Below are 12127 nucleotides of genomic sequence, written 5' to 3'. Positions count from 1 at the left end.
CGGCAGGGAGTAAATGTGTGTACTTTTTACCTTAACGGGATGCAGGCGAGTGTTAATGCTTCTCCTCTGGCCCGGGTCGTTGATATGTTAAGGGATCAGCTGCACGAAACAGGTACGAAAATTTCCTGTGGTATCGGAAGGTGCGGTGCGTGTTCAATCTGGGTGAACGGCCAGCTCACCAGTTCATGTCTGCTGCTTGCCTATCAGGTGGAAGGAAAGGAAGTAACAACTATTGAAGGTATAGGCACAGAGGAGCGCTGTAGTATCGTGCAGGAGGCATTTATTAACGAAGGAGGCTTTCAGTGCGGCTACTGTACACCGGGAATGATCATGGCCACAGAGGCCCTGCTGAAACAAACCCCGGACCCGAGCGATGAAGAGATACGGGACGGCCTGTCGGGAAACATCTGCAGGTGTACGGGCTACAGCGGCATCATCCGGGCAGTAAAAGCAGCCGCAGCCAGACTTGCATAATAACAAGGGCCAAACGTTTCAACCCTGCAAGTACGGATTTGCTAAAACAGATAAACAAAAGCCGGCATCCCCAAGTATGCCGGCTTCCCCCTGTTATATCTCTATTTATGTTACTTTACGGAGCGGTATGACGGTTTTGTACCTGCGCGATACTTTGTCATAAGCCTGCAGAAGTCTTCGCATCACTTCCACTTTTTTCTCCGAATCGACGCCCTGATCGAGGATCGTACGGGACAGATCCATGAAGCTCTGATGCGGATCATCAGAAGATTCAAGCAATTCCACATAAAGCGTCTCATTTTTTACCGGCACTGCCATTCGCCTCCCTTAACACTTTTTACACCATTGTCGAAAGGAAAAGTTTGTTACGTATACCGTACCACGATCCAAAAACGGAAGAAATGCTAAATAAGTAACAATTCTAATTACAGATGACTGGACGCAAGAAATCTCTGGTCCAGTAAAAAAACAACAAATGTGAAGAAAGTTTGTAATATTGTTCTAAAATAAGGGCTGCAAATGCTTTAATATCAACCCTTCACTGTTTTGGAATAAAAAGAAAGACGCTAGCCATAAAATGTGTGACCGGGAAGGATGTCCTTTTTTCAAGAATAAAGGCCTATCTTTTTAGCTGAATATACAGAGGCTTTCTAGTGCATAAACAAAAAAGAAAAATACTGCCATATAAGTGATATTAAGCCATAGGAATAGTGAGAACATTAGAAAAGTATTGAATATGCATGTGAAAGGACTATTTACCTGTTTTTACTTCTTTTTCCTTGAAAAATCGTTAAAAAATAGACAATCAAAACGTTTTTTCACAAGCGATTAATCGAAAAAAGCTCTGCTGGCTAAAGTGTGTAATAAAATTACAAGTAGTTGTATATAGTAAAAGGCTTTGCAATTTTTCCGGTATCTCAAGTTATAGTTAGTTAAAAGCACATATAATGACATACAAAGAGTTAAATTGTTCTTGATAGGTTTTTTCGCTTCCCAACCGAAATAACGCGTGCTAAAATAATTTTTGTGTGAAATTTCGGTAAGGAAGGGGGAGAAATAATGGAATATATTTTGATGGCTTCATTGGCTTGGTTTATGGGGTTTTTTCCACTTTTTGAAATTTATATTGCCGTACCTGTAGCAATGGGGGCAGGCTTTGACCCGGTATCAGCTGTCCTGTGGGCGGCCGTAGGAAACTTCATGGCGGTGCCGACTGTGACGTTTTTTTACAGCCAGTTGAAACGAATCAGATTCTTTTCCAATTGGATGGAGAAGTTAGCTGCCAATCGATTCCGGGGAAATATTGAGCAGTACGGAGGATGGGTTATCCTGCTGCTGGCGCCTATTGCAGGCGTCTGGGCCATTTCCGTTATTGCCAAAGCCATCGGCATGTCAAAGCGGACATTGTTTCTCTCCACCGGTACGAGTATTGTAATCTACGGGGTTGCTATTGCGGGTTCAATGCAGCTTGGACTCGGCTGGTTTTAAAAATTACGGCGCAAAAAGCCGGCAGTTCGCAAAATAATGCGGCTGCCGGCTTTTTCAGTTAAATCATTTCTTCGCCGCGATGCTTTTTTCCGCGCCGATTTATTTTCCAAATCCAGTACAGGTTTGTTACGACCACTTTTAGGAGAGCATAAGCGGGGATGGCCAAAATTAATCCGAGAAGTCCGAACATGCTGCTTGCGAACAGCAGGACAAAAATGACGGTAACCGGATGGACTTTTAAGGCTCGGCCCATCACCTGCGGCGATATCAGGTTAGACTCAAGTTGCTGGACCACTATGACACCAAGAATAACGATAAGAGCTGTAAGAGGCGACTGGAAAAAACCAACGACCACGGCTGGTATAGTGCCGATGAAAGGACCGACGAACGGAACCAGGTTGGTCAGCATGCAGATGATACCCAGGATAAGCACGTAATCGAGGCCGATAATCCAGAAAAGAATCATGGAGAGGATCCCGACAATGAAACTGACAGTAATCTGTCCCTGAATATAGTTGGCAAGCGCCCGGTCCATGTCCTGCATAATTTTGTGAATTTCCGGACGGTGGTCGCGATCCACAAATTTCAGCATAAAGCCCGGGAGCTTGTGCCCTTCGCGCAAAATATAGAAAAGCACAAACGGAATAACAAATAGTACGACAAAAAAGCTGACAATAGCGCTTCCTACCGTCACAATGGTAGAAACTAGGGAATCGGTAATAGTGCTGGCTGAATTCTGAAGCTGAGAGCTGATTGAATCCATAGAAATATTATTTCCTTGCATAATAGGCTGGACAGCCGGATGGTTCTGGTTGTTCATAATAAAGGATTGCACTTGCTGGAAATAAACAGGGATCTGATTAATCAGCTGGTTAAACTGGCTGGCAATAATCGGTCCGATTAAATTAACTACCAGCACAATCAGGCCGATAAGCACAGCATACAAGAGCAGTATAGAGAGAGAACGGGGTATGTACTTGGAAAGAAGCACGACAAATGGACGGAACAAGTAGCTCAATATACCAGAAATAATGACAGGAGCTGCCAGCGTTCCAATCAAAACAAACAGCGGATGAAAAATATACTCTACCTGCCTGGCCATAAAAGCAATAGCTAAAACGACTAATATTCCTAAACAGACACGAAACCATTTGTATTGGTACATGTTTTACGATCACCACTCTTTTCTTAATAAGGAATAAACGAAAATCAAGACATTTGTACAGGTTCCCTTCATTATACAGCCGGAAACATAAAACTGGAGCCTGAATTTAAAAAAAGTATAAAAACATAAAAAAACACCTGCCCTAAATAGGACAGGTGCTGAATTTTGCTTTACTGAGTAGCGGATAGTTCTTTTAGTTCTGGCGTCAGCACTTCTTCAGTATCCGGATTAAAGAAGTGACAGCGGTCCATGTTGAAGAAAAGGTCGAGTTTATCGCCGGCCTGAATACTGCTGTTGGCGTCCACGCGGGCAATAACCTGCTTGCCGTTAACGCTTGTGTAAAGAATCGATTCAGCCCCGTTCATTTCAGACACTTCGATATCAAGGTTCAGTTTGTTTTTCGACGATGTCGTTCCGCCCATCACGTGGTGGATGTCTTCCGGGCGAATGCCGAAGGTTACTTTTTCATTTTCAAAGCCCTGGTCCCGCAGAATCTGCATTTTGCTTTCTGGAATTTCGAGCTTGTGTTCTCCGAGCTCAAGAATGGTACCATTAATTTTTCCTTCCAGGAAATTCATTGCCGGTGAGCCGATGAAACCGCCTACAAAAACGTTCGCAGGATGGTCGTATACTTCTTTAGGAGAGCCGACCTGCTGCACAACGCCGTCTTTCATAATAACGATACGGGTTGCCATCGTCATGGCTTCTGTCTGGTCGTGTGTTACATAAACTGTCGTACTGTTTAAGCGGCGGTGAAGTTTAATAATTTCTGTACGCATCTGCACACGCAGCTTTGCATCGAGGTTGGAAAGCGGCTCATCCATCAAGAATACTTTAGGGTCACGGACAATGGCACGGCCAAGAGCTACACGCTGACGCTGACCGCCGGAGAGTGCTTTTGGCTTACGGTCAAGGTATTCAGTCAGCCCAAGGATATCGGCTGCATTTTTCACACGCTGATCAATGTCATCTTTTTTGAATTTACGGAGCTTCAAGCCAAAGGCCATATTGTTGTATACGTTCATGTGCGGATACAGGGCGTAGTTCTGGAATACCATTGCAATGTCGCGGTCTTTAGGAGAAACGTCGTTCACGCGTTCATCCCCGATGTATAAATCGCCGTCCGTAATATCTTCAAGCCCGGCAATCATGCGTAGGGTCGTGGATTTCCCGCACCCGGAAGGACCGACAAAAACGATAAATTCCTTGTCCTCGACATCAAGATTAAAATCGTCTACTGCTGTAACGTCACCATCGTATTTTTTCGTAATGTGATTCATGCGGATACCAGCCATAATATGTTCGCTCCTTTTGAAGAAGTTTATGTTATCTGGTGTTTATATTAAAGAAAACGCTTTCAAATTAATATAGACAACCTGAACAAAGTTAACAAACGAAACATTGTGCAAGGTGAATAGAAAAGCGTAGGGTGTTTTGGTCACCATCTCCGACGGCTCGTCGGTTTCAGGCGGATTGAGACGAAGTCGCAAACGCTCTGAAATCACGAACGGACGGAGATGGTAACACCCGGAGCTGGACAGAAAGAAAAGCGTAGGAAGCCGTTCAGCGGCGCAGGCTCTGGAGGAGCTTTGGATAAAGGGGGCTTTTTCCCTTTGCCAAAGGTCTGAAGAGACCCGCCGCCGCTGGCTTCCGGAGCTGGACAGAGAAAAGCGTAGGAGCCTTGCTCAACCGCGAAAGGTACTCCCCGGACTTGCAGGGTAGCCTGCTGCCCGAAACCGGCTGGAAAGTAACCCCGAGCGGTTAGGCTCCGGAGCTAGACAGAAAGAAAAATGCAGGGTGTTTATTTAGATGATGTTCGATTAAGATCGCTGCATTCTGCAGGCAACACCGAGCCTCCTCCCTCGTGCGGCTCCTAGCTGCGCAGGAAGCCGCCTTCAGAATGAATGACCTGGCCGACGATCCAGTCCGCTTCGTCTGACAGCAGAAAGGCAATTGCTTTGGCTGCGTCCTCCGGCTGTCCGATTCGTCCTTTGCTGAATTTTTTCGACAGCTCTTTTTCCATGGCGGGGTCCATCCATCCGGTATTGGTCGGGCCCGGGTTAACAGCATTCACATTAATCTCATGCGGGGCAAGCTCGGCAGCCAGTGATTCGGTAAAGGCCCGCACTGCTGCTTTTGTAGAAACGTAGGCGATTTCGTTTACCATCGGGCCAAGGTCCTGGCCGGAGGTCAGGTTTACGACTTTTCCGCTGATGCCAAAATCAATCCACCGCTGGGCAATTTTTGTAGTAAGCAGAAACGGAGTGCGCATATTGACGTAATAATGCTGATCAAGCGACTCCCCGTCCAGGCGTTCGTAGTTGTCATTAGCAGAATAGGCGGCATTATTCACAAGCGCCGTCGGAAATAGCGGCAGTTCGTTCAGCTGGTCGATGAGCTCGTCCGGCGCTTCCGGGTTGGAGAAATCGGCTTCAATATAATAAATTTCGATGCCGAGCGTTTCGAGAGAAAGCTTGAATTCCGCCGCCCAGTCGATGTCTGAGCCCCAGGTCGTGAAAATAATATTTTCCCCGCGTTCAGCAAGCAGGCGGCAAACGGCAGCGCCGATCCCCCGGTCATGGCTTACTCCGGTTACTAGTGTTGTCATGGTATCGTCCTCCTTGAGCTTCTGTTTTTAATATGAAGGACAAGCGCGGTGAAAGTAAACCAAAAACTAGTTTGCAGAAAATGATTTTTCTGCTAAAATTATAAAAAATGTTTGTGATCACAGATCACAAAGGAGCGATTGCCGTGAATTTATCGTCCTTGCACGTGTCTACATTACGTACAGAAGTATATAAGCTGTTAAAGCAGCAGATTATTCAGGGTGAGCGAAAACCCGGACAAAAGGTAACCATCCGCCAGATCGCCCAGGATTTCGGAGTGAGTACAATGCCAGTGCGCGAGGCAATTACGACGCTGAAAACAGAGGGCTTTCTGTTTGAAGAAAAACGAAGCTTTTATGTAAGTCGTCTGTCTGCCAATGAAGTCCGGGAGCTGTTTGCTATCCGTAACAAACTCGAGGAACTGGCCATCGGCTGGGCCTTTGAGCAGGCAGATGAAGCCGTTCTGCACAGCCTGCAGGAACGAATTGATGAAATGGACCGGTATGCCCTGGAGCCGGTGAAGTGGCGGAAGCAGAATCGTTTGTTTCATCAGGTATGGTACGAAGCGTCCCGCTCCGAACCGCTGATGAAATCTCTCGAATACGTATGGAGCCGGATTGAGGCATATATGAACATCTATACAAACATCGAGTCGGACGTGCGTTCCATTCATACATCTCAAAAGGAACACAAGCAGATGCTGACCCTGCTGCAGGAAAATAAACGTGATGAGCTCCTGGAGCTAAACGGGAAGCACGCTAAAAAAACAGCTGAAGCCATCATTCAGGCTATCACCGAGGAGGATGCGGCAAATGAATAACAAGGAAGCATTTATGAACAAGGAGCTTCGGCTCGAGCCCGCCATGGACGGAACTCTTTCCGGATATACATTTGCAGTTAAAGACGTATTCGCGATTTACAGACAGAAAACATCCGCGGGCCATCCAGAATGGCTTCAGAGCCATCCGGAGAATCCTTTTACTGCACCAGCAATTGAACGACTGCTACGGAACGGAGCGGCTCTTGCCGGCACAACGGTCAGCGACGAATTAATGTACAGCCTGCACGGTGACAATGTCCATTACGGCATGCCGGTCAATCCGGCAGACCCGGAGGCAATTCCGGGCGGTTCCTCGAGCGGATCGGCTTCAGCGGCAGCGGCCGGCAGCGTTGATTTTGCGGTTGGAACCGATACTGGAGGATCAGTGCGCGTCCCCTCGTCCTACTGCGGCCTTTACGGCATCCGTCCGACGCATGGAGCCGTATCGATGGAGGGCGTCGTGCCGCTCGCTCCAAGCTTTGATACGATCGGCTGGATGAGCAGGGACGCTGATGCTTTACAGCAGGTTGGAAACGCGCTGCTGCCATCAGGGGACACAGAAACGCCGTACCGGACTGTCTGGTGGGAGGAAGAAGCGTGGGCAGAATACGCTGATGAATACAAGCAGGCGCTTGGAAAAGTATTTTCCGCAGTGCAGGCCCAGGCAGAAACGTTGAATGAAAACAAGCTGGCTGAAGATTCGCTCGCCGAATGGGCTGAGGTATTCCGGCTGCAGCAGGCAGTAGAGGTTGGGGAAACGCACCGGGAGTGGATCCATAAGCACCAGCCGGCCTTTGGGCCCGGTGTGCGGGAGCGTTTCGCGTTTGCCGCTGGCACCCGGCGGGAGGACTATCTCCATATATTTGCAAAACGGCAGGAACTGCAGAACGAAGTACAGCAGCGGCTCGGGCAGGACACTGTGATGGTCATCCCGACTGTCCCCGGGCCGGCACCGAAAATTCAGGCCGGGGAGGACGAGATCCAGGAAGTGCGAAAGCGCACAATGCAGCTGACTTGTATTGCCGGTATTGGCAGGCTTCCGCAGGTTACGATTCCAGTAGAACGGCCGGGAAAAGCCCCTATCTCCATTTCGATTGTAGCCAACCAGCACGATGACCGCCGGCTGCTGTCATTTGTCCAGCGAGTCGCCCGTCATCTTCAAAACATTGATTCATAAAAGGGAGCGATTACTATGATTTCATTTGATCCGCACCATCATCCTTACGCATCCTATCGCACACCAACGTACGGCAAAAAAGGCATGATTGCCACCTCGCAGCCGCTCGCTTCCCAGGTGGGACTCGACATTCTAAAAAAAGGAGGCAATGCTGTGGATGCGGCCGTTGCTGTGGCAGCTAGCCTGACCGTGCTCGAGCCAACATCCAACGGCATCGGCGGCGACGCTTTCGCGCTTGTCTGGATGGATGGTGAGCTTCACGGCCTGAATGCCAGCGGCTATGCGCCGGAGGCACTTTCCATCGAGGGAATGTATAAAGACGGCTACGATGAAATGCCAAAACGGGGCCCGGTGCCTATTACCGTGCCAGGGGCGCCGGCCGCATGGGCGGAGCTGTCACGGGCATTTGGCAGGCTTCCCTTTTCTGAGTTAATCGCCCCGGCTGTTGCTTACGCTGAGGAAGGCTACCCGGTGGCTTCTACACTCGCCACGCTGTGGAATTCTGCCTTTCAAACGCTGGAAGAGGAGCTTGATCCAACTGTATTTGCCGACTGGAGCCGGATATTCGCCCCGGAAGGACGCACTCCAAAGGCAGGGGAGCTGTGGAGCTCCAGTAAGCATGCATCCACGTTAAAGGAAATTGCTGACACAAAGGCAGAATCTTTTTACCGCGGGGACCTGGCGAAAAAAATGGACGCTTACCTGAAAGAGCAGGGCGGCTATCTGCGCTCCAAGGACCTGGCGTTGTACAAGCCGGAATGGGTGGAGCCGATTTCGGTGCATTATAAAGGCTATGACGTCTGGGAAATGCCGCCGAACGGCCAGGGCATTGTTGCTTTAATGGCCTTGAACATCTTAAAAGGATATAACTTTCAGGAGCGCGACAGCATCGATACTTTTCACCATCAGATGGAGGCGATGAAGCTTGCGTTTGTCGATGGAAAGAAATACGTTGCCCAGCCGGAGGCCATGTCCCGGACTACCAAAGAGCTGCTTGCAGATACTTACGGAGAAGCCCGGCGAAGTGAAATTGGAGACGAAGCGAAGGTTCCTGAAGCAGGGGACCCATACAGCGGTGGGACGGTGTACCTCGCGACCGCAGATGGGGAAGGCAATATGGTATCGTTTATCCAAAGCAATTACATGGGGTTCGGCTCGGGGATGGTCGTGCCGGGGACCGGTATCGCCCTGCACAACCGGGCGCATAATTTTTCCATGGATGAAAAGCATGCCAATGGGCTGATGCCCGGCAAGCGGCCGTATCATACCATCATTCCCGGCTTTTTGACGAAAGGAAACGAAGCTGTTGGCCCGTTTGGAGTCATGGGGGAATTCATGCAGCCCCAGGGCCACATGCAGATGATCATGAATACCATTGATTTCGGTCTTCATCCGCAGGCTGCCCTGGACGCTCCGCGGTGGCAGTGGAAGCGGGAAACCCTGATCACCGTGGAGCCTGAGTTTTCTGCGGCGACCGCCCAGGCGCTGAGCCGGAAAGGCCATACGGTAAAAATAGAAACAGAGTCTTCAAGCTTTGGCCGCGGCCAGATTATTTGGAGAGACCCGGAAACCGGAGTCCTCTGTGGGGGCAGTGAATCACGCACAGACGGCAGCATAGCTGCCTGGTAATAAAGAGAGAAGAGGTGGAAAGAGATGCAGTGGAAAATTTTTCTGGCTTTTTTCCGGGTCGGTATTTTTGGCTACGGAGGGGGACCGGCGTCGATTCCGCTTGTACAAAAAGAAGTGGTGGAGCACTACGGATGGATGAGTGCTGAAGAATTCGGCGATACGCTTGCGATTGCCAATACGCTCCCGGGGCCGATCGTCACCAAGCTTGCCGGTTATATCGGTTACAGCCGGGGCGGCGTTCTCGGGGCGCTGAACGGAGCGACAGCAATCGTTGCTCCCACCGCGCTGTTAATGATTTTGTTTTTCAGCATTTTGTCGCAGTACCGCGATTCCTCGTGGGTAAACGGACTCGCCAACGGAGTGCTCCCGGTGGTGACGGTGCTGATGGGAGTACTGACGTGGGGATTTATTAAAAAATCCGGAAGTGACCTGGGCTGGGGAAAAACGATTCTTTTTATTATCGGAGCCGCTGTAGTACTGGGAGTCTTCGGTGTGCATCCGGCGATCATCATCGCCGTGCTTCTGATTGCCGCGCTCATGCAGAAGGATGCTGCTAAACGAGAGGAGGACGCCTCCGCATGATTTACTTAGAGGTTTTTATGGCATTTTTTATTCCAGGCATTCTTGGCTACGGGGGCGGACCGGCGTCTATTCCACTTATTCAGCACGAGGTGGTGAATCGGTACGAATGGATGAGTGTGAGTGAATTCAGTGAAGTACTGGCTATCAGTAACGCCCTGCCCGGGCCGATTGCCACAAAAATGGCCGGCTACATCGGGTATGAAGTCGCGGGGTGGCCGGGGCTCGCTGCCGGCCTGTTCGCCACTGTCGCCCCCTCGCTAATTTTAATGGTGGTGCTTATGGGCTTTTTGTACAAATACCGGAACTCGCCAAAGGTAAAACGGCTCACTGCCTATGTCCGCCCGGTCATCGGTGTGCTGCTGGGTATTTTAACGCTGCAGTTTTTCACCAGCGCCTGGGATGGTGCTGGCGGCTGGCAGACAGCCGGGATGCTTGTGGCAAGCTACCTGCTGCTTGAAAAAACGAAGCTGCACCCCGCATTGGTTATTGTTTTTGCTATCATATACGGCATGTTGTTTTTAGGATGACGGTCCTGAAGGGAGGCCGGCCTGCATGGAAAGCAGGAACCCTTGCAAATAAGCCTCCGTGTGGGTAATGCTCCATCCAGCCTGTTCAATATACGAATGCGTGGGACGATCAAGATGGCAGCCGTCGCAAAAATGCTTCCATACCGGTGTTATACTGCGTTGCAGCCGGGCTGCGGCAGGGTGGGCCATCTGGACGTGTTCAAGAAAGTAGGCTGTGGCACCGGGTTTACATACTCGCTTCAATTCCTGCAGCACCCGGACCGGATCTTCCACAGAGCAGAGCACGAGTGTACAGACGACGCTGTCAAAGGTGTTTTCCTCGAAGGGCAGTCGTTCAGCCGAAGCGCCGAGCGTGCGAATCGGGACGTGCGCGCGCAGCTGCGCAGGCAGAGACAGCAGGCGCATCCGGTCATTTGGCTCGATGGCCGTTACTTTGGTGGCAGCCCGGTAGTAAGGAAAACTTGCGCCGGGACCGGATCCAATTTCGAGTACGTGGCCGTTCAGGGACGGAAGATGCTTCTGCCGGAGCGCATGGAGGAAATGCTTTTCCACCGGCTGCATGATCGGAGTATACAGTAGAGGGAATACGTTCATTGTATCGCCGCCAATCTTTGTTTTTTCCATTATAACAAAACCACCTTCCGGCACGCAGAAGGTGGTTTTTTGTACTTATCAGGATTGAAGCGAAGCATTCGGATGGGAGACGATGCAGGTTACGTTGCCGTCAATCGTAAAGTCGGTCACGTGATTCGGGACGAGAAAATGATCGCCTTTTTGGATGGGCGCGTTGTCGACCAGGTTATCGACTGTACCGCTGCCCTCAATAACGCTGCAGAGCAGAAACGGTGCTTCGCACGTGAACGAAGCTGTACCGTGTACATCCCATTTGTAAACGGAAAAGTAGTCTTCTTCCACAAATGTGGTGACTTCTGCCTCGCCGTCAGATTCCATGGAAGGCTCCACCTTGGCATCTTCGTGAGGAAACTGCGTAACGTCGAGCGCCTGCTGCAGATGAAGATCCCGCTTGTTTCCTTCACTGTCGGTCCGGTCATAGTCATAGACGCGGTAAGTGACATCTGAGTTCTGCTGGGTTTCCAGAATTAGCACGCTTTCGCCAATGGCATGCATCGTGCCACTTGGTACATAAACAAAATCACCGGGTTTTACCGGGACCTTCCGTAAAAAAGCGTCCCATTCGCCGGCGGCGATGAGTTCGGTGGCCTCCGAGCGGCTGTCGGCATTGTGGCCGAGTATAAGCTCGGCATCTTCATTGCAGTCAATCACGTACCAGCACTCGGTCTTTCCGTATTCGCCGTTTTCGTTAGCGGCGGCGTACTGGTTATCAGGATGCACCTGCACCGAGAGATCCGTAGCCGCATCAAGAATTTTTGTTAGCAACGGGAAACGGTCGCCTTTAAGCGAACCGAACCACTCCCTTTTGTCCTGCCAGAGATCCATGAGTGTTTTACCCGCATAGGAGCCGTTTGCTACGACACTTGAACCATTTTGATGGGCGGCAAATACCCAGGCTTCGCCGGTCGAAGATGAGGGGATATCGTAGTGAAACTGGGTATGTAGTTTATCTCCGCCCCAGATACGTTCCTGAAAAATTGGTTGAAAAAAGATAAATTGATCCATAGTCAGCCTCCGTTTGTAGTT

General features: G+C 50.0%; 13 protein-coding genes. 7 read left to right on the top strand and 6 right to left on the bottom strand.

What is annotated here, in order from left to right; translation table 11 throughout:
• Nucleotides 1-39: 39 nt before the first annotated feature.
• Nucleotides 40-474, top strand: a complete 435-nt coding sequence (locus CHL76_RS00940) for a (2Fe-2S)-binding protein (protein ID WP_094907716.1) — start codon at nucleotides 40-42, stop codon at nucleotides 472-474.
• Nucleotides 475-579: 105 nt separating this feature from the next.
• Here CHL76_RS00940 and CHL76_RS00935 read toward each other — a convergent pair whose 3' ends face one another.
• Complete coding sequence (locus CHL76_RS00935; RefSeq protein WP_143747429.1) at nucleotides 580-786, bottom strand: hypothetical protein; 207 nt, start codon at nucleotides 784-786, stop codon at nucleotides 580-582.
• 747 nt (nucleotides 787-1533) lie between these two features.
• Between CHL76_RS00935 and CHL76_RS00930 the strand changes: the two genes are divergently transcribed.
• The gene (locus tag CHL76_RS00930) at nucleotides 1534-1962 is read left to right on the top strand and encodes a small multi-drug export protein (protein ID WP_079474867.1); all 429 of its coding nucleotides are present in this window, start codon (nucleotides 1534-1536) and stop codon (nucleotides 1960-1962) included.
• 58 nt (nucleotides 1963-2020) lie between these two features.
• On the opposite strand, the gene CHL76_RS00925 is transcribed toward CHL76_RS00930, so the two are convergent.
• The 3 genes from CHL76_RS00925 to CHL76_RS00915 form a co-directional block, all read right to left on the bottom strand.
• Nucleotides 2021-3127 (bottom strand): AI-2E family transporter, encoded by a 1107-nt coding sequence (locus CHL76_RS00925; protein WP_079474868.1) that lies wholly within the window; start codon nucleotides 3125-3127, stop codon nucleotides 2021-2023.
• 170 nt (nucleotides 3128-3297) lie between these two features.
• Nucleotides 3298-4422 carry an ABC transporter ATP-binding protein gene (locus CHL76_RS00920; protein ID WP_079474869.1) on the bottom strand — a complete coding sequence of 375 codons (1125 nt, stop codon included), beginning with the start codon at nucleotides 4420-4422 and terminating at the stop codon, nucleotides 3298-3300.
• Nucleotides 4423-5000: 578 nt separating this feature from the next.
• Nucleotides 5001-5735 (bottom strand): SDR family oxidoreductase, encoded by a 735-nt coding sequence (locus tag CHL76_RS00915; protein ID WP_079474870.1) that lies wholly within the window; start codon nucleotides 5733-5735, stop codon nucleotides 5001-5003.
• A gap of 143 nt (nucleotides 5736-5878) precedes the next feature.
• Between CHL76_RS00915 and CHL76_RS00910 the strand changes: the two genes are divergently transcribed.
• The 5 genes from CHL76_RS00910 to CHL76_RS00890 are packed head-to-tail and all read left to right on the top strand — an operon-like array spanning nucleotide 5879 to nucleotide 10468.
• Nucleotides 5879-6553, top strand: coding sequence for a GntR family transcriptional regulator (locus CHL76_RS00910; RefSeq protein ID WP_158219020.1), 675 nt, complete (start codon nucleotides 5879-5881; stop codon nucleotides 6551-6553).
• Nucleotides 6546-7730, top strand: a complete 1185-nt coding sequence (locus tag CHL76_RS00905) for an amidase (protein ID WP_158219019.1) — start codon at nucleotides 6546-6548, stop codon at nucleotides 7728-7730. Before CHL76_RS00910 ends, CHL76_RS00905 begins: the two co-directional genes overlap by 8 nt.
• Before the next feature lie 15 nt (nucleotides 7731-7745).
• Nucleotides 7746-9359: a gamma-glutamyltransferase gene (gene ggt, locus CHL76_RS00900; RefSeq protein ID WP_233133178.1), complete on the top strand. Its 1614-nt coding sequence runs from the start codon at nucleotides 7746-7748 to the stop codon at nucleotides 9357-9359.
• A gap of 24 nt (nucleotides 9360-9383) precedes the next feature.
• A complete protein-coding gene (locus CHL76_RS00895; protein WP_094907568.1) occupies nucleotides 9384-9941 on the top strand; it encodes a chromate transporter in 558 nt (185 codons plus the stop codon).
• On the top strand, nucleotides 9938-10468 hold the full coding sequence (locus CHL76_RS00890; RefSeq protein ID WP_079474874.1) for a chromate transporter: 531 nt from the start codon (nucleotides 9938-9940) through the stop codon (nucleotides 10466-10468). The genes CHL76_RS00895 and CHL76_RS00890 overlap by 4 nt, the downstream gene beginning before the upstream one ends.
• On the opposite strand, the gene CHL76_RS00885 is transcribed toward CHL76_RS00890, so the two are convergent.
• Nucleotides 10460-11092: a class I SAM-dependent methyltransferase gene (locus tag CHL76_RS00885; RefSeq protein WP_094907567.1), complete on the bottom strand. Its 633-nt coding sequence runs from the start codon at nucleotides 11090-11092 to the stop codon at nucleotides 10460-10462. The two genes, CHL76_RS00890 and CHL76_RS00885, sit on opposite strands and share 9 nt — an antisense overlap.
• Nucleotides 11093-11140: 48 nt before the next feature.
• Nucleotides 11141-12106, bottom strand: a complete 966-nt coding sequence (manA, locus tag CHL76_RS00880; RefSeq protein ID WP_079474876.1) for a mannose-6-phosphate isomerase, class I — start codon at nucleotides 12104-12106, stop codon at nucleotides 11141-11143.
• Nucleotides 12107-12127: the final 21 nt, after the last annotated feature.

This window comes from Marinococcus halophilus (genome assembly GCF_002265875.1).
Classification (GTDB): domain Bacteria; phylum Bacillota; class Bacilli; order Bacillales; family Marinococcaceae; genus Marinococcus; species Marinococcus halophilus.
The sequence above is the reverse complement of the archived record's forward strand: the minus strand, read 5'-3'. Positions and strand labels throughout refer to the sequence as shown.